Annotated in this window: 17 protein-coding genes; all 17 read left to right on the top strand. The window is 33.1% G+C overall.

What is annotated here, in order from left to right; translation table 11 throughout:
- Position 1: 1 nt before the first annotated feature.
- The 17 genes from recD2 to mtnN all read left to right on the top strand — a co-directional run bounded on the left by recD2 (position 2) and on the right by mtnN (position 18144).
- Positions 2 to 2434 carry an SF1B family DNA helicase RecD2 gene (gene recD2 / locus AK212_RS05170; RefSeq protein ID WP_053029557.1) on the top strand — a complete coding sequence of 811 codons (2433 nt, stop codon included), beginning with the start codon at positions 2 to 4 and terminating at the stop codon, positions 2432 to 2434.
- Between the two features lie 297 nt (positions 2435 to 2731).
- On the top strand, positions 2732 to 5362 hold the full coding sequence (gene alaS, locus AK212_RS05165) for an alanine--tRNA ligase (protein WP_053029556.1): 2631 nt from the start codon (positions 2732 to 2734) through the stop codon (positions 5360 to 5362).
- Between the two features lie 66 nt (positions 5363 to 5428).
- Positions 5429 to 5689: an IreB family regulatory phosphoprotein gene (locus tag AK212_RS05160; RefSeq protein ID WP_011275600.1), complete on the top strand. Its 261-nt coding sequence runs from the start codon at positions 5429 to 5431 to the stop codon at positions 5687 to 5689.
- A 3-nt stretch (positions 5690 to 5692) separates the two neighbouring features.
- Positions 5693 to 6121, top strand: a complete 429-nt coding sequence (ruvX, locus tag AK212_RS05155) for a Holliday junction resolvase RuvX (protein ID WP_053029555.1) — start codon at positions 5693 to 5695, stop codon at positions 6119 to 6121.
- 13 nt (positions 6122 to 6134) lie between these two features.
- Positions 6135 to 6455: a DUF1292 domain-containing protein gene (locus AK212_RS05150; protein ID WP_053029554.1), complete on the top strand. Its 321-nt coding sequence runs from the start codon at positions 6135 to 6137 to the stop codon at positions 6453 to 6455.
- Between the two features lie 413 nt (positions 6456 to 6868).
- Positions 6869 to 7504, top strand: a complete 636-nt coding sequence (locus tag AK212_RS05145) for an O-methyltransferase (protein WP_053029553.1) — start codon at positions 6869 to 6871, stop codon at positions 7502 to 7504.
- A 2-nt stretch (positions 7505 to 7506) separates the two neighbouring features.
- The gene (locus AK212_RS05140) at positions 7507 to 8430 is read left to right on the top strand and encodes a peptidase U32 family protein (protein ID WP_053029552.1); all 924 of its coding nucleotides are present in this window, start codon (positions 7507 to 7509) and stop codon (positions 8428 to 8430) included.
- Positions 8431 to 8445: 15 nt separating this feature from the next.
- The gene (locus tag AK212_RS05135) at positions 8446 to 9714 is read left to right on the top strand and encodes a peptidase U32 family protein (RefSeq protein ID WP_053029551.1); all 1269 of its coding nucleotides are present in this window, start codon (positions 8446 to 8448) and stop codon (positions 9712 to 9714) included.
- Positions 9714 to 10337, top strand: coding sequence for a uridine kinase (udk, locus tag AK212_RS05130; protein WP_011275606.1), 624 nt, complete (start codon positions 9714 to 9716; stop codon positions 10335 to 10337). The genes AK212_RS05135 and udk overlap by 1 nt, the downstream gene beginning before the upstream one ends.
- 86 nt (positions 10338 to 10423) lie before the next feature.
- On the top strand, positions 10424 to 10900 hold the full coding sequence (greA, locus tag AK212_RS05125) for a transcription elongation factor GreA (protein WP_053029550.1): 477 nt from the start codon (positions 10424 to 10426) through the stop codon (positions 10898 to 10900).
- Positions 10901 to 11520: 620 nt separating this feature from the next.
- Entirely contained in the window at positions 11521 to 12249 is a 729-nt protein-coding gene (gene pxpB, locus AK212_RS05120) for a 5-oxoprolinase subunit PxpB (protein WP_053029549.1), read from the top strand.
- Entirely contained in the window at positions 12239 to 13240 is a 1002-nt protein-coding gene (locus AK212_RS05115) for a 5-oxoprolinase subunit C family protein (protein ID WP_053029548.1), read from the top strand. Before pxpB ends, AK212_RS05115 begins: the two co-directional genes overlap by 11 nt.
- A 7-nt stretch (positions 13241 to 13247) precedes the next feature.
- Entirely contained in the window at positions 13248 to 13697 is a 450-nt protein-coding gene (locus tag AK212_RS05110) for an acetyl-CoA carboxylase biotin carboxyl carrier protein (RefSeq protein ID WP_053029547.1), read from the top strand.
- A 14-nt stretch (positions 13698 to 13711) separates the two neighbouring features.
- A complete protein-coding gene (locus tag AK212_RS05105) occupies positions 13712 to 15073 on the top strand; it encodes an acetyl-CoA carboxylase biotin carboxylase subunit (RefSeq protein WP_053029546.1) in 1362 nt (453 codons plus the stop codon).
- On the top strand, positions 15073 to 15825 hold the full coding sequence (pxpA, locus tag AK212_RS05100; protein ID WP_053029545.1) for a 5-oxoprolinase subunit PxpA: 753 nt from the start codon (positions 15073 to 15075) through the stop codon (positions 15823 to 15825). The genes AK212_RS05105 and pxpA overlap by 1 nt, the downstream gene beginning before the upstream one ends.
- A 12-nt stretch (positions 15826 to 15837) precedes the next feature.
- Positions 15838 to 17094, top strand: coding sequence for an NRAMP family divalent metal transporter (locus tag AK212_RS05095; RefSeq protein ID WP_053029544.1), 1257 nt, complete (start codon positions 15838 to 15840; stop codon positions 17092 to 17094).
- Positions 17095 to 17457: 363 nt separating this feature from the next.
- Positions 17458 to 18144 (top strand): 5'-methylthioadenosine/S-adenosylhomocysteine nucleosidase, encoded by a 687-nt coding sequence (gene mtnN, locus AK212_RS05090; RefSeq protein ID WP_053029543.1) that lies wholly within the window; start codon positions 17458 to 17460, stop codon positions 18142 to 18144.
- The last annotated feature ends 7 nt before the right edge of the window (positions 18145 to 18151 follow it).

Genomic DNA, 18151 nt, shown 5'->3' with positions numbered 1-18151 from the left:
TATGTCAGACCCTACACTATTTGATTATTCAATGATTAAAGGTACTGTAGATGCTATTTTATTTCAGAATAATGATAATTTTTATACAGTCATTAAAGTGGATACAATTGAAACAAATGAATCATTTGGTAATTTACCAACAGTTGTAGGGTTCTTTCCAAATATTGTTGAAGGAGACGTCTACACTTTTAAAGGTCAAGTTGTAGAGCATCCACGTTACGGTAAGCAACTGAAGGCTGATACGTTTGAGAAAGAAGTACCACAAACTAAAGATGCAATAATTACATATCTATCAAGTGATTTATTTAAAGGTATAGGAAAAAAGACTGCTCAAAATATAGTGAACACGCTTGGTGAAAATGCGATCAATGATATTATGTCTGATGCATCTGTTTTAGAAAAAGTTTCCAATTTACCTAAAAAGAAACAAAAGCAGATTGCTGATCAAATCAATGCCAATCAAGAGTCTGAAAAAATTATGATTCGACTACATGATTTAGGCTTTGGACCTAAATTATCAATGGCGATTTATCAATTTTATCAATCTGACACCCTTCAAGTACTTGAGAATAATCCATATCAACTCGTATATGATGTTAAAGGAATTGGTTTTCAAAAGGCTGACATTTTAGCGCGTAATAATGGGATTGCCTTTAATGATCAAGAAAGATTAAAAGCAGGATTGTTATATACACTTGAAGAAGAATGCATTAAGCAAGGTCACACGTATTTATCAAACGACTATATCATCGACGTAACGCAACAAATTCTAAGTAACAAACAGCAAGGTGAGGCCATAGAGCAACAACAATTAGAAGATGTTCTACAACAATTATCAGAAGAAAGCAAATTAATTCTCGATAATCATCGTGTTGCTATTCCTAGTTTATATTATTCTGAATTGAAAAGTGTTCAAAATTTATATCGCATTCAAACCTATAAGAACAAGTTAAAAGAAATAGAACAATCTGATTTACAATTGCATATAGGGGAAATAGAAGATAACAATAATGTCAATTATGCACCATCTCAAAAAGAAGCTTTACAAACAGCTATTAATTCTAAAATTATGCTGTTGACAGGAGGTCCTGGTACAGGAAAGACAACGGTGATCAAAGGAATCGTTGAATTATATGCTGAAATACATGGCCTATCGTTAAATTATTCTGATTATCAAGATGATGATTATCCAGTCGTTTTAGCTGCACCAACTGGTCGTGCATCTAAGCGTTTACAAGAGTCAACAGGACTTGAAGCGATGACAATACATCGCTTAATTGGGTGGAATCAGGATACTCAACCTGAAGATATATTAGATAATGAAATAAAAGCTAAACTTATCATTATTGACGAAATGTCGATGGTGGATACTTGGTTATTTCATCAGTTTCTAAGTGCAGTGCCATTAGATGCACAGGTGGTATTTGTTGGTGACGAAGATCAATTGCCATCAGTTGGACCAGGCCAAGTATTTAAAGATCTAATCGATTCTAAAGCAATTCCACGTGTAAATTTAACTGAAGTTTACCGTCAACAAGATGGCTCTAGTATCATTGATTTAGCACATCGAATGAAGCATGGGGAACCTATCGATATTTCACAACGTTATCATGATAGAAGTTTTATTAATTGTGGGGTAGAACAAATACCTTCAGTTGTTGAGAAAGTAGTATCAAGTGCTGTAAATAAAGGATATGACATGAGTGATATTCAGGTGTTAGCACCGATGTATAAAGGTAGTGCAGGTATAAAACGATTAAATCAAGTGTTACAGGATATATTAAACCCTAAGGAAAATGATACGCGAGAAATAGAGTTCGGTGATATCAAATTTCGTAAAGGGGATAAAGTATTACAATTAGTCAATCGACCTAACGATAATATATTTAATGGTGATATTGGTGTTATAGTTGGAATCTTTTGGGCAAAAGAAAATGCACTTAACAAAGATGTGCTTGTAGTAGACTTTGAGGGGAATGAAATCACCTTCACAAGACAGGATTTACTTGAATTAACACATGCTTATTGTACATCTATCCATAAATCACAGGGTTCTGAATTTCCGATAGTCATCATGCCAATTGTAAAGCAATATTTTAGAATGTTGCAGAGACCTATTTTGTATACAGGACTCACTAGGGCAAAACAATCACTTGTTTTACTCGGTGATCCTAAAGCATTTGATATAGGTTTAAACACCCAAGGTCAAATTCGTCAGACGCAACTTTGCCAATTAATTTTAAGCTATTTTGAAATTGAAAATAATAATGCTAACCGTCATCAAAATAACGATAATTCATCAATAGATACAGATGTAAAGTTTAATTTAGAAGTTGAGGAAAAAGAAATTATTTTAAGCGAATCTACAATATATCAAATTAATCCAATGATCAATATGGGTGATGTATCCCCATACGATTTTGCTGAGCGTTGACATTTAGCTTGAAAATACTTAAAATAATCTTAAGTTCGCATGAAGATGAGTAGACAATACATACTTATATAGAGATGTACTGGTTGGTGTAAAGTGCAATGTATATTGTTGAACGCTACTTCATGTTATTTTCATATTGAATTTGAGTGATAATTGTCTTCTGCCTAACGATATTTTATCGGTTAAGGGTAGACCATTTATAACTAGGGTGGTACCGCGAGAACGTTCGTCCCTTTTTGAGGATGAACGTTTTTTGTTTTATTTTCTTAATAAATTGATGAAATAGGAGTGTAAATAATGAAAAATTTAAAGGCTAGTGAAATTCGTCAAAAATATATTGATTTCTTTGTTGAAAAAGGACATATGGTTGAACCTTCAGCACCATTAGTACCGATTGATGATGATTCATTATTATGGATTAATTCAGGTGTAGCAACGTTAAAAAAATATTTTGATGGCAGAGAAACACCTAGAAAGCCTAGAATTGTTAACTCTCAAAAAGCAATCAGAACCAACGATATCGAAAATGTTGGATTTACTGCAAGACATCATACATTTTTTGAAATGCTAGGTAACTTTTCAATCGGCGATTATTTCAAAAAAGAAGCTATTCATTTTGCATGGGAGTTTCTAACAAGTGAAAAATGGATGGGAATGGAACCAGAAAAATTATATGTCACTATTCATCCAGAAGATACAGAAGCTTATCGTATTTGGAATGAAGAAATTGGATTAGAAGAAAGTCGTATTATCAGAATTGAGGGTAACTTCTGGGATATTGGTGAAGGTCCTTCTGGTCCAAATACTGAAATTTTCTATGACCGTGGAGACGACTATGGACAAGATGATCCAGCCGAAGAAATGTATCCAGGTGGAGAAAATGAAAGATATTTAGAAGTATGGAATTTAGTCTTTAGTGAATTTAATCATAATAAAGACAATACGTATACACCACTTCCAAATAAAAACATTGATACTGGTATGGGTCTTGAACGTATGGCATCAGTGTCTCAAAATGTACGTACTAATTACGAAACAGACTTATTCATGCCAATTATTAATGAAGTTGAAAATGTCGCTGGCAAAACGTATTTAGAAAATAGTGAGCATGATATAGCATTTAAAGTCATCGCAGACCATATTCGTACGATTGCATTTGCAATAGCTGATGGCGCATTACCTGCAAACGAAGGAAGAGGCTATGTTTTACGTCGACTTCTACGTAGAGCGGTTCGATTCAGTCAAACATTAGACATTAATGAACCATTTATGTATAAATTGGTTGATATTGTTGCAGACATTATGGAACCTTATTACCCTAATGTTAAAGAAAAAGCAGATTTTATTAAACGTGTAATTAAATCTGAAGAAGAACGTTTCCACGAAACACTTCAAGAAGGTTTAGCAATTTTAAATCATTTACTAGCTAAAGCCAAAGATTCAACAAACGAAATTAACGGATCAGATGCTTTTAAATTATATGATACGTATGGTTTCCCAATTGAATTAACTGAAGAATTAGCTAGTCAAGAAGGCATTTCTGTAGATATGGCTACATTTGAAGTAGAAATGGAGCAACAACGTACACGAGCTCGAGAAGCACGTCAAAGTTCACAATCAATGCAAATTCAAAGTGAAGTGCTCAAAAATATTACTACAAATAGTAAATTCGTTGGCTATGAAACGACAGATTATCAAACAACATTAACAGATTTAATTTATAATGGTGAATCAGTTGAAAGTGCTGATCCTGGAGAAACAGTTTACTTCATTTTGGAAGAAACACCATTTTATGCAGTTAGTGGTGGACAAGTAGCTGATAAAGGAACCGTAGGCAATGAAAACTTTGAAATAGAAGTAACCGAAGTAACTAAAGCACCTAATGGTCAAAACTTACATCAAGGTGTAGTCCAATTCGGCCAAGTTACTATTAATAGTAATGTAGATGCAAGTGTAAATAGAGATGAAAGAAAAGATATTCAAAAAAATCACAGTGCCACTCACTTACTTCACGCTGCTTTAAAAGAGGTACTAGGAGAACATGTTAACCAAGCTGGTTCTTTAGTCGAAAGTGAACGTTTACGCTTTGACTTCTCACATTTTGGTCCTATGAGTCAAGAAGAAATAGATCGTGTTGAGAGACGTGTTAACGAAGAAATTTGGAGAGGTATTTCAGTTAATATTCAAGAAATGCCAATTGATGAAGCTAAACAAATGGGTGCTATGGCTTTATTCGGTGAAAAATACGGTGATATTGTACGCGTTGTAAATATGGCGCCATTTTCAATAGAACTATGTGGTGGAATTCACGTAAGTAACACTGCTGAAATTGGTCTTTTCAAAATTGTTAGCGAGTCAGGAACAGGTGCGGGTGTTAGACGTATTGAAGCATTGACTGGTAAGTCAGCATTCCTTTATTTAGAGGATATTCAAACGAAATTTAATGCTGTTAAAGATCAAGTTAAAGTAAAATCTGACAATCAAGTTTTTGATAAAATTGTGCAGTTACAAGAAGAAGAAAAACAACTTCATAAACAATTAGAGCAACGCAACAAAGAAATTACAGCACTTAAGATGGGTAATATTGAGGAACAAATTGACGATATAAATGGATTTAAAGTATTAGCTACAGAAGTCGAGGTATCAAATGCTAAAGAAATCCGACAAACAATGGATGATTTTAAATCTAAACAACAAGATGCTATCATTATCTTAGCAAGTAATTTAGGAGATAAAGTGTCATTAATCGCAACTGTACCTAAAGAACAAACTGACAGCATCAAAGCTGGGGATATTATTAAAAACATGGCACCTATCGTTGGTGGTAAAGGTGGCGGTCGCCCTGATATGGCTCAAGGTGGCGGTACGCAACCTGAAAATATCTCAGAAGCATTACGCTTTATTAAAGATTACATTAAAAAACTATAACTTTGTAATCAACTAGTGTAAAATTGGTGTATGTAAGATAAACCGTTAAAGAGGAGTGTCGCACCTATGGATAATATTGATAAAACTATGAAGTTTGACTATGAAGAAATTCCTAAAGATAATGTCGAAACTGTGTTAAATAATGTACACCGAACATTAGAAGAACGTGGTTACAATGCTGTCAATCAAATCGTTGGGTATTTACTCTCTGGAGATCCAGCCTATATACCTCGTCAAAATGATGCTAGAAATCAGATTCGACACATTGATCGTGACGTTATTATGGAAGAACTCGTATCAAATTACTTAAAAGAGAACAAGAAATAGTCCATGTTAACGCATAAAATTTTAGGTTTAGATGTAGGTAGTAAAACAGTTGGCATTGCTATTAGCGATTTAATGGGTTGGACTGCCCAAGGATTGGACACTCTGAGAATTAACGAGGAACAAGAAGATTTCGGTATAGACCAATTAGTAGCTATCATTAAAGAACATAATGTTGGTTCTGTAGTGATTGGTTTACCAAAGAATATGAATAATTCTATTGGCTTTCGTGGAGAAGCTTCGTTAAAATACAAGGAGTTACTTCAAGAAAGCTTACCTGATATAGAGATTATCATGTGGGATGAACGATTAAGTACTATGGCAGCAGAGCGTTCATTACTTGAAGCAGATGTTTCAAGACAAAAAAGAAAAAAAGTAATTGATAAAATGGCAGCAGTATTTATATTGCAAGGCTATTTAGACTCAATCCAATAAAGGAGATATAAAGATGACTGAACATAATCATGACCACAACCATGACGTAGAATTAGATATTAGCAATGAAGAAGAATTATTAACTTTATTTGATGAAAATGGTAATGAAGTTTTATATCGCAAAATGTTAGAATTTTACCATCCAGAATTCAAAAAGGAATATGTTATTTTAGCAGAAGAGGGCGCACAATCAGACGACGATGATATGATTGAACTTATTCCAATGATAAATGAACCTGATGAATCAGGCGATGGTGGTAAATTAGTACCAATCGAAACTGATGAAGAATGGGACATGATTGAAGAAGTAGTAAATACAAATATGGAAGAGTAAATGATGCATTCATTCATCACATTTATAGATGAATGGAAGTTAAATTGTCAATTCGAAATTATGAATTAACGGACTTAGCGCATATGTTTAGCTGAGTTAACACAATAATTTTGTAGTGGGAGTGGACAAAGAATTCAAAACGAATTCTTTTCTGCTCCTTTTTGATTGACAAAATCATGTTTTTTTACTTGTTACACCTTAATTTACAATCAAATATGTGATAAAATATTTAAAGTTAAATTCTTATAACTAGACAAGTATTTTAATAAATATTTAAATCAGTCATACAATTATACATATAAGTTGACGTCATTTGATTTAGGTTATTTATAAGTCATCGGTGATTAAAACTTAATTAATAGAGACTGGTTTATTTTTTAATGTCATTTTGTCTTAAAAAAGGAAGTAAGTAAATGGAAGCTAATCAGCAATATTTATTGGAGATACAATCTAAAACAGATAATCAGATTGAATCATTAAGAAGCTATGCAGAAGAGAATGCTGTACCAATTGTAGACAGATTATCTCTAGAAATGATTAAACAATTAATTCGAATCCATGGTGCAAAAAATATATTGGAAATTGGTACTGCGATAGGGTATAGTTCAATGCATTTTGCATCCGTATCAGATGACATTCAAATTACAACAATAGAACGTGATGAGAAAATGATTACGCAAGCTAAAACAAATTTTGAAACTTTTGGCTATTCATCACAAATACGATTAATAGAAGGCAATGCCTTAGAGAAATATAGTCAAGTCGATGACAAAGTATATGATATTATCTTTATTGATGCAGCTAAAGCGCAATCTAAGAAATTTTTTGAATATTATACACCATTATTAAAAAAAGGTGGACTAGTGATTACAGATAATGTTTTATATCACGGTTTTGTATCGAACATAGATATTGTTCGTTCCAGAAATGTTAAGCAAATGGTGAAAAAAGTCCAAAAATTTAATGAATGGTTAATGAATCAAGAAAATTACAGTACAAATTTTATCAATATGGATGATGGGTTAGCTATTTCAATTAAAGGAGAATAATTATGACGGAATTACTCGTTACTCCTAAATCTTTAACACATTTAGAAACACTAATCGATATTGGCGCGGATGCCTTTGTCATTGGTGAGCAAAAATTTGGGTTACGATTACCGGGAGAATTTAATCGAGAAGATATAAAAAAAGCAATTAAATTAGCACATGAACATGATAAAAAAATCTATGTCGCTGTAAATGGTATTTTCCACAACTATCATTTAAACGCATTGGAAGACTACATTAATTTCTTGCACGAAATCAATGTGGATCGTATTATCTTTGGCGATCCTGCAGTTGTTATGTACGTAAAAAATCAACAAAATCCAATACCTTTAAATTGGGATGCCGAAACAATTGTTACCAACTATTTCCAATGTAACTATTGGGGTAAACGCGGTGCGAAACGTGCACTTCTTGCCAGAGAATTAAACTTAGATGAAATTATAAATATTAAAGAGAATGCAAATGTTGAAATTGAAGTTCAAGTCCACGGGATGACATGTATGTTCCAATCTAAACGTATGTTACTTGGAAACTATTATACATTTCAAGATAGACAAATGAAGATTAAACGTGAAAATGATGAACGTGAACTATTACTCTATGACGAAGAACGTAATAATAAATATCCTGTATTTGAGGATTTTAATGGCACACATATCATGTCTCCGAATGACATTTGTTTAATCGAAGAGCTTGAACCATTGTTTGAAGCTGGTATTGATTCATTTAAGATTGACGGTATATTACAGAGTGAAGAATATATCAACGTTGTTACAGCTCAATACAGAGAAGCGATTGATTTATACAATGAAGATCCTGAAGCATATGAAGATGAAAAATTTATGCTAGTAGACCCAATTGAAGACATTCAACCAGAACATCGTCCATTTGACGAAGGATTCTTGTATAAACAAACCGTATATTAAAAGGAGGCGCTAAACTTGAAAACTTTAACTGACGTTCAATCTCAAGTAAAAAGTAAAATCAAAAAACCTGAATTATTAGCGCCTGCTGGTAATTTAGAGAAATTAAAAATTGCTGTTCATTATGGTGCAGATGCCGTATTTTTAGGTGGCCAAGAATATGGTCTACGTTCTAACGCTGATAATTTTACAATGGCTGAAATTAAAGAGGGCGTTGAATTTGCAAATCAATATAATGCTAAAATTTACGTGACTACTAACATTATTGCACATGATGAAAATATTGATGGATTGGAATCGTATCTAATTGAATTAGAAAAAACTGGAGCTACAGGTATTATTGTAGCAGACCCTTTAATCATAGAAACTTGTAAGCAAGTTGCACCAAAATTAGAAATACACTTATCAACACAACAATCATTATCTAATACTAAAGCTGTAGAATTCTGGAAAGAAGAAGGATTAGACCGAGTGGTATTAGCACGTGAAACAGGCGCTATGGAAATGAAGGAAATGAAAGAGAACGTAGATATTGAAATTGAGGCTTTCATCCATGGTGCTATGTGTATTGCCTATTCAGGTCGTTGTACACTTAGTAATCACATGACAGCGAGAGACTCTAATAGAGGAGGATGTTGTCAAAGTTGTCGTTGGGATTATGATTTGTTAGAGGTTGACAATGATGGTGATTTAGATCTTTATTATCAAGAGGACGACGTTATCCCATTCGCTATGAGTCCTAAAGATTTAAAATTAATCGAATCAATACCGCAAATGATGGATATTGGCATTGACTCGCTTAAAATAGAAGGTCGTATGAAATCGATACATTATATTGCTACTGTGGTTTCAGTTTATCGAAAAGTAATTGATGCCTATGCTGAAGATCCAGAACACTTTAAAATAAATCCTGAATGGTTAATCAAATTAGATAAATGTGCTAATAGAGATACAGCGCCAGCTTTCTTTGAAGGTACACCAGGTTATGAAGAGCAAATGTTTGGTGTTCAGCAAAATAAAAAATCACCTTATGATTTTTGTGGATTAGTATTAGATTATGATGAGGCAACGCATATTGCTACTATTCAACAAAGAAATCACTTTAAACCTGGTCAAGAAATTGAATTCTTTGGACCTGAAATAGAAAGCTTTAGACAAGTGATTGATGCCATATACGATGAGGAAGGCAATCAATTAGATGCTGCACGTCATCCACTTCAAATTGTACAAATTAAGGTAGATCATCCAATTTACCCTAAGAACATGATGAGAAAGGAAATTAGATAATGGCAAACACAACAATTATTGGTATTGCCGGTGGCTCTGGATCTGGTAAGACAACAGTTACTAATGAAATCATGAAAAATTTAGAAGGACATAGTGTTGCACTTCTTGCTCAAGATTATTATTATAAAGACCAATCACATTTAACTTTTGAAGAGCGTCTTGAAACAAATTATGACCATCCCTTTGCCTTTGATAATGATTTGCTAATTGAAAATTTAAAGGATTTACGTAATGGTCATGCAGTTGAAGTTCCAACGTACGATTACACAAATCATACACGAAGTAATGAAACCATTGCATTTGAACCTAAAGATGTTATTATCGTAGAAGGTATATTTGCTTTAGAAAATAAAACACTTCGTGATATGATGGATGTCAAAATATACGTTGATACTGATGCAGACTTAAGAATTCTAAGACGACTCGTACGTGATACTAAAGAGCGTGGTCGATCAATGGAATCGGTCATTAACCAATATTTAAATGTTGTTAAACCAATGCACAATCAATTCATTGAACCAACAAAGAAATATGCTGACATTATTATTCCAGAAGGTGGAAGTAATAAAGTAGCAATAGATATTATGACAACAAAAATTCAAACATTGGTTAGTAAACAATAAGTAAGTTACAATGTATATTAAAAATAAATGTATTCAATAAATTTTAATTGACTCAAACATATTAACTGAAAAAGGAAGATGACATAATGGAAAATCAAAAACAATATCCAATGACTCAAGAGGGTTATGAACAATTAGAAAAAGAATTAGAAGAATTAAAAACGGTTAAACGTCCTGAAGTTGTAGAAAAAATTAAAGTGGCACGTTCTTTTGGTGACCTTTCTGAGAACTCTGAGTATGATGCTGCTAAAGATGAACAAGGATTCATTGAACAAGACATTCAACGTATCGAGCATATGCTTAGATATGCATTAATTATTGAAGATACAGGTGATAACAATGTTGTTCAAATTGGTAAAACTGTAACTTTTATTGAATTACCTGGAGATGAAGAAGAAAGTTACCAAATCGTTGGTTCTGCTGAAGCAGATGCCTTTAACGGCAAAATCTCAAACGAATCACCTATGGCTAAAGCACTAATTGGTAAAAGTTTAAAAGATGAAGTACGTGTGCCTTTACCAAACGGTGGAGAAATTAACGTTAAAATCGTAGATATCAAATAATCTCTCTTTATAACAATGATTAATTTGAGTCTGAGACAATAATATACAACTGCTTTTTTCAAAAAGTGCAGTAATTAACTAAACTGGGAGGATGCTTAAATTAAGCTTTTCTCAGTTTTAGTCATTTACCGGGAGTGGGACAATGAATTCAAGAAAAAATTCTGTTCCAGTCCCATTTTTAATGTCAAATTCTGTATCATTTTTGGTTAAGTTCAACTTATTTTTGACAACTAAATGGTTTATCCGGCCGTACTTGCTATCTTGGTTACATTTTAATCTTTTTAATATATAAGTATCATTAAAGTAACGAATATCTATTTATATTTTATCAAATTAATTTGAAAATCTGAACTTTTTCATGACAAATTTTGTTTTATATGCTTAAATAACATTGTGAATACAATTGAATGAATTGTTAAGTATACACAAAAGTAAGCGATTACATCATGCCTTACTTTTTTTATTATTCACAATTTGAAATACTTATTAAACAACTAAGATATGAAAATGTTATAATTTTTTATACATAATAGTAAAATTTGAAAGTTGATACTTTTGTTAAATCAATACTTTTAGAAATACAATATAATCAAATGAAAGTATAAAAGGGAGGCAATGGGTTGGAAGTTAAAGTTATAAATGAGCAATCGCTATTGCTATATTTCAAAGAAGAGATTAGCGAAGATAATTATCAAGAAGTTAATCTAACTACTCAATATATTCTGTCTAAAAATATACCAGACATTAAGGATGTAATCCCGTCTTATCGAGCAATTATGATAAATTTTAATAATGATTTAATTGATTACAAGCAATTAATTGAAAAATTAGAATTAGATAATCTAAAACTTTCAAAAGTTGATTCAACTTCAAATAAGAATATTATACATATTCCTGTACTATATAATACTGAGATGGGCCCAGATTTAGAAGAGGTAGCAAGTCATAATCATTTATCTGTAGAGGAAGTTATCCAAATTCATACAGAAAATGAATATCTTGTTTATATGCTTGGTTTTATGCCAGGTTTCCCATTCTTAGGTGGGTTAGATGAAAGTGTTCATACACCTAGAAGAGCTGAACCACGAGTTAAGATAAATGCCGGTTCTGTAGGAATCGCTAATAATCAAACGGGATTATATCCATCAGATTCACCAGGTGGTTGGCAAATTATTGGTAGAACACCATTAAAAGTGTTCGATCAATATGCTGAACCTATGACATTGTACGAAGCTGGTGATTATATTAAATTTTATGCAATTGACGAGCAAACGTATAGCCAAATTAAAAAAGAAATTAACGACGGTCAATTTAATAAAGAAAAGTGGGTGACGTGTAATGGGCATTAAAATTATAAAACCAGGACTGTTCACCACGGTACAAGACAAAGGACGTTTTGGATTTCAACATTTAGGTTTTTCAGGTTCTGGTGCTATGGATCAATTTAGTTATGATCTAGGACGACAATTGATTGCTAACGATGGTCCAAGTCTGGAATTTACAATTATCGGACCAACAATACAATTCACTCAAAATAACACGTTTGTATTGACAGGCGGTCAGTTCAATGCAAAATTAAACAACGATAAAATAACAAATAACAGTGTTGTCTTGGCAAATAAAGGCGATATCCTTGAGTTAGGACCTGTAATACGTGGTGCACGTGGCTATATTTTCTTTGGTCATTCACTTGATATTGAAAAAGTTGCAGATAGCTATTCAACGCATACTAGAAGTGGCGTGGGTGGTTTTTACGGCAGAGCATTGAAAAAAGATGATCATATTCAAGTCGTCCAAAATAGTAATTATAAAGTAAATCTTGGCAAATCAATTGATTATGATGCAGTTGAACAAGACAATATAATTCACATTATAGAAGGTCCGCAAGTTGATGCCTTTTCTGAAGAGAAACGAAAAAATTTAGTTGAATCTGAATATAAAATATCTGATCAATCTGATCGCATGGGATATAGACTTATAGGCAATCAAATTCCACCTGAAAATGGTGCGGATATCATTTCTGAACCAGTAGGGTTAGGAAGTATTCAAGTACCTAACGATGGGAATCCAATCATTCTATTAAATGACAAACAAACAGTCGGTGGTTATACAAAAATAGCTACAGTAAGTCAATTGGACCTTAAAAAATTAGCACAATTCAAGCCAGGAGATATGATACAGTTCAAATGGACTTCTGTAGATGAAGCAAATGAGATGTTACAGTCATTTAATCAAAAGTTCAGTGACAAATTGGACTCTGTGACAAATGCACCAATATTTAATATGCATTCAATGCGACCAACATCACAAAAATTGGCAAAATTAATTGAAGAGGAGTAATAACAAAATGAATATTAAAAAAATTGAAGAAGTTATTAACTTAGTTAAATCAAATGGCGTAAAACGCTTTAAATTTAAAGATAATAAAAGTGAACTAGAATTAGACTTCACAGAGGGCGCTCAAGTAATCAGTGAATCTGCTAATCAAAGTGTAGCAAGTACAAGTGCTGTGAATAATGATAATCAACAACAAGCGGAATCTAGTTCGAATGAAGATGCTTCTAAAGAAATAGCTTCACCAATGGTTGGTACATTCTTTTTACAAGATAGTAAAGAATTAACTGATCCTCAAATTAAAGTTGGAGATAAAGTTAAATCTGGAGATATCATCGGTTATGTTGAAGCAATGAAAGTTATGAATGAAATTACAAGCGATGTAGATGGAGAAGTCGTTGAAATAGTAGCAGATCATGGTACAAATGTTGAATATGATCAAGTACTAGTTAAACTTAAATAAAGGGGGACAGCTAAATGTACCGTTGTTTAGTAGCAAATAGAGGAGAAATTGCAGTCCGTATTATTAGAGCCTGTCGTGAAATGGGCATAGAGACTGTTGCGATATATGCTAAAGGAGATGAGCAAAGTTTACATGTTAGCTTAGCTGATCAAGCAGTTTGTATTGGAGAAGCCAATCCTTTAGATAGTTATTTAAATATTGAACGTATCATTGGCGCAGCTGAAATAACAGGTGCGAATGCGATCCATCCAGGGTACGGGTTTTTATCAGAAAGTACAACTTTTGCTGAAAAGGTAGAAGAAAATGATATTCATTTCATAGGTCCAAGTAAAAAAACAATGGAGCTGATGGGTGATAAAATAACTGCGCGTCAAACAGTAGACGCTGCAGGAGTACCTGTCATTCCTGGATCAACAGGTGCTATCAATTCAGTGGAAGAAATTAAACAACTTACTGATGAAATTGGTTACCCTGTCGTTTTAAAAGCAGCTAGTGGCGGTGGCGGTAAAGGTATCCGTATCGTTAAAGAACCTGAACAACTTGAAAAATCATTAAAAGAAGCAAAAAGCGAAGGGCAGAAGTACTTTAATGATGACAGAGTATATGTCGAAGCTTTTATACCTGTAGCCAAACACGTGGAAGTTCAAATTATTGGTGATGGAAAAGGTAACTATGTACATTTAGGAGAACGAGATTGCTCTGTACAACGCAAAAATCAAAAGTTAATTGAAGAGTCTCCTTGTGCAGCATTAACAGAGGAAAGACGAAAACAAATTTGTGCAGATGCAGTTGCCGTTGCCAAAGCTTCAAATTATCGAAGTGCAGGTACAATAGAATTTTTAGTTACAAAAGATGCACATTACTTTATAGAAATGAATGCACGTATACAAGTAGAACATACTGTTACAGAAATGCGTGCTGATAGAGACTTATTACAAGCACAACTGTATTTAATGCAACATGGTAAACTTCCATTCGGTCAAGATGACATCGTATTCAATGGTCACGTAATCGAAGCGCGTATCAATGCTGAAAATCCAGAGAAGAAATTCCAACCTACGCCTGGTAAAGTAAAAAAATTACATTTACCTCAAGGATTCAATATTCGTGTTGATTCTTTACTATATCCAGGATACCAAGTATCACCATATTATGACTCACTTGTCGCAAAGGTTATAGTTAAAGATACGGATCGACAAACTGCGATTAACAAATTAAAAGTAGCACTTGATGAAATGGTAATTGAAGGCTTTACAACAACTGCTGACTTTTTATACGCAGTTTTAAATTACCCATTATATGCAGATGATGATGCTAGTGAAGTAGATATTAAATTCCTTGAAAAACATCAAATTATTGAAGGAGTGGAGCTATAATGCGCATAGACTTGAATTGTGACTTAGGCGAAGCATTTGGAAATTATTCATTTGGCGGTGACAATCAAATCATTCCATTAATCACTTCAGCTAATATTGCTTGTGGCTTCCATGCAGGTGATGAAAATGTGATGTATGACACTATTAAACTCGCTAAAGACAATGGTGTAGGAATAGGTGCGCATCCAGGATTACCAGATTTAAAGGGATTTGGTCGCCGAAATATGGATATTTTACCTAAAGAAATTTATAATTTAGTTATCTATCAACTAGGTGCTTTAGATGGTTTCTGTAAAGTACATCAAACGCGCATTAATCATGTAAAACCACATGGCGCACTGTATAACATGGGGGCTAAAGATCAAAATATTGCGCGTGCTATTGCACAAGCAGTTTATGATTTTGATGCTTCACTTGTCTTAGTAGGATTGTCAAATACATTACTAATTACTGAGGCCGAAGCTTTAGGTTTACGCACTGCATCTGAAGTGTTTGCTGATAGACGATATGAAGATAATGGTCAACTCGTTAGTCGTAAAGAGGCAGATGCAGTCATCACTAACACTGAAGAAGCGTTAGATCAAGTTTTAAAAATGGTTATTGAAAACAAAGTGGTTAGCAAAAACGGAAAAGAAATCAATCTAAAAGCGGATACGATTTGTGTGCATGGTGATGGTGCTCATGCTTTAGAATTTGTATCACAAATTAGAGAAAAATTAACGAAAGAAGGCATTGATATTCAATCCTTATAAGGGGGACCAATTATGGGAGAAAACTTTAACCAAAATCCAAATCAAGAAATAAATCCGAATGAGAAGGAATTTAAATTCACGAAGAATCACAGACGATTATTATATGGTTCTGTATTCCTAATGGCAACTTCTGCTATTGGCCCAGCATTCCTTACTCAAACAGCTGTATTCACAGCTGAATTTTATGCTAGTTTTGCATTTGCAATATTAATTTCAATTATCATTGATATAGGCGCACAAATTAATATTTGGCGTGTCCTTGTAGTTACTGGTTTACGTGGACAAGAAGTGTCAAATAAGGTGATGCCTGGTTTAGGAACATTAATTTCAATATTAATTGCATTTGGGGGTCTTGCATTTAATATAGGTAATATTGCTGGTGCAGGCTTAGGTTTAAACGCCATGTTTGGATTAGATATCAAATGGGGTGCTGCAATTACAGCTATTTTCTCTATTTTAATTTTTGTTAGTAGAAGTGGTCAAAAGATCATGGACGTTGTTTCAATGATTTTAGGGGTTGTAATGATACTCGTAGTTGCATATGTTATGGTAGTTTCAAACCCGCCATATGGTGATGCATTAGTACACACATTCGCGCCAGAACAGCCGGTTAAATTAATTTTACCTATTATTACATTAGTCGGAGGTACTGTAGGCGGTTATATTACTTTCGCAGGTGCACATAGACTTTTAGATTCTGGTATGAAAGGTAAAGAGTTCTTACCATTTGTAAACCGCTCTGCAATTGCAGGTATATTAACAACAGGTATTATGAGAACTTTATTATTCTTAGCAGTATTAGGTGTAGTTGTAACTGGTGTAACATTAAGTGCCGATAATCCACCTGCTTCAGTATTTGAACATGCAATTGGACCAATTGGTAAGAATATTTTCGGTGTCGTTATCTTTGCGGCTGCCATGTCTTCTGTTATTGGCTCAGCATACACAAGTGCTACATTCTTAAGAACATTACATAAATCTTTATTAACTAAAAATAATCTAATTGTAATCGTCTTTATCGTAATTTCTACATTAATTTTCCTATTTATTGGTAAACCTATTAGTTTACTTATTATTGCTGGTGCAATTAATGGTTGGATTTTACCTATCACACTTGGAGCGATACTTATTGCAAGTCGTAAAAAAGATATTGTTGGAGATTACAAACATCCAACATGGATGCTAATCTTTGGTGTTGTAGCAGTCATTGTAACTATTGTAACAGGTATCTTCTCATTACAAGATTTAGCTGCACTTTGGAAAGGATAAATAGCTTTTCTACGGTATAAGACATATAGCATTAGATTTGCTTAAAATTCTGAGTTATAGATTAATACTTTTATAAAAATATCTGATTAAATTCACTATGAAATATTGAGCTGAGAAGTTAGTGGTAGTACGCTTTTCTCAATTTAATATACACATAAGAAGGGTGAGATTTTGAATTCAAATTGAATTCCATCTCACTCTTTTTTTGTAGAATTCACTCTCTTTTTCACTAGTAAAATTTATAAAAAGAGATGAATGTGTAACGAATTTATTATTTTAAATACGGAGTGATGAAACATTGTCGTGATGAATGAAATTATATGATAAAATAGCAATTGCTAAGATAAAGACTGAGGTGTAAATATGATAGGAATTATAGGAGCTATGGAAGAAGAAGTAGCTATTTTAAAAGATAAATTAACAGAGATGAATGAAATTTCTGTTGCACATGTTAAATTTTATAGAGGGAAATTAAATACAACAGAAGTTGTTTTAACGCAAAGTGGGATTGGTAAAGTGAATGCCGCTATTTCAACAACATTATTAATTGAGAAATTTAATCCTAGACTCATTATCAATACTGGATCGGCAGGTGCGCTAGATGAAAGCTTATCTGTAGGAGATATGTTGATTAGTAATGATGTACAATATCATGATGTTGATGCAACTGCATTTGGTTACGAATTTGGACAAGTACCTCAAATGCCTTCTAAATTTGAGTCAAATCACGAACTATTAAACTTAGCTGAACAAGTTATTAAACAACAAAATTATACTGCTAAAATAGGCCAAATTGTGAGTGGTGATAGTTTTATTGGAAGTGTTGAGCAACGTTTAACGATTAAACGACAATTTCCAAATGCTATGGCTGTTGAAATGGAGGCAACTGCAATTGCACAGACATGCTATCAATTCCATGTTCCATTTATCGTGACACGTGCAGTATCCGATTTAGCGAATGGTAAAGCAGATATATCTTTCGAGGAATTCCTCGGTAAAGCTGCTAAATCATCAAGTTCAATAGTTGAAGCACTAATTAAAGTTTTATAAATATTAA

It is taken from the genome of Staphylococcus borealis, from assembly GCF_001224225.1.
GTDB classification, from domain to species: domain Bacteria; phylum Bacillota; class Bacilli; order Staphylococcales; family Staphylococcaceae; genus Staphylococcus; species Staphylococcus borealis.
This window is presented reverse-complemented; position numbering and strand designations above follow the sequence as displayed.

What these genes read in the sequence shown, in the direction of transcription:
- recD2 (WP_053029557.1), top strand. Translation starts at nt 2, where the DNA reads ATGTCAGACCCTACACTATTTGATTATTCAATGATTAAAGGTACTGTA.
- alaS (WP_053029556.1), top strand. Translation starts at nt 2,732, where the DNA reads ATGAAAAATTTAAAGGCTAGTGAAATTCGTCAAAAATATATTGATTTC.
- AK212_RS05160 (WP_011275600.1), top strand. Translation starts at nt 5,429, where the DNA reads ATGGATAATATTGATAAAACTATGAAGTTTGACTATGAAGAAATTCCT.
- ruvX (WP_053029555.1), top strand. Translation starts at nt 5,693, where the DNA reads ATGTTAACGCATAAAATTTTAGGTTTAGATGTAGGTAGTAAAACAGTT.
- AK212_RS05150 (WP_053029554.1), top strand. Translation starts at nt 6,135, where the DNA reads ATGACTGAACATAATCATGACCACAACCATGACGTAGAATTAGATATT.
- AK212_RS05145 (WP_053029553.1), top strand. Translation starts at nt 6,869, where the DNA reads ATGGAAGCTAATCAGCAATATTTATTGGAGATACAATCTAAAACAGAT.
- AK212_RS05140 (WP_053029552.1), top strand. Translation starts at nt 7,507, where the DNA reads ATGACGGAATTACTCGTTACTCCTAAATCTTTAACACATTTAGAAACA.
- udk (WP_011275606.1), top strand. Translation starts at nt 9,714, where the DNA reads ATGGCAAACACAACAATTATTGGTATTGCCGGTGGCTCTGGATCTGGT.
- greA (WP_053029550.1), top strand. Translation starts at nt 10,424, where the DNA reads ATGGAAAATCAAAAACAATATCCAATGACTCAAGAGGGTTATGAACAA.
- AK212_RS05115 (WP_053029548.1), top strand. Translation starts at nt 12,239, where the DNA reads ATGGGCATTAAAATTATAAAACCAGGACTGTTCACCACGGTACAAGAC.
- AK212_RS05110 (WP_053029547.1), top strand. Translation starts at nt 13,248, where the DNA reads ATGAATATTAAAAAAATTGAAGAAGTTATTAACTTAGTTAAATCAAAT.
- AK212_RS05105 (WP_053029546.1), top strand. Translation starts at nt 13,712, where the DNA reads ATGTACCGTTGTTTAGTAGCAAATAGAGGAGAAATTGCAGTCCGTATT.
- pxpA (WP_053029545.1), top strand. Translation starts at nt 15,073, where the DNA reads ATGCGCATAGACTTGAATTGTGACTTAGGCGAAGCATTTGGAAATTAT.
- AK212_RS05095 (WP_053029544.1), top strand. Translation starts at nt 15,838, where the DNA reads ATGGGAGAAAACTTTAACCAAAATCCAAATCAAGAAATAAATCCGAAT.
- mtnN (WP_053029543.1), top strand. Translation starts at nt 17,458, where the DNA reads ATGATAGGAATTATAGGAGCTATGGAAGAAGAAGTAGCTATTTTAAAA.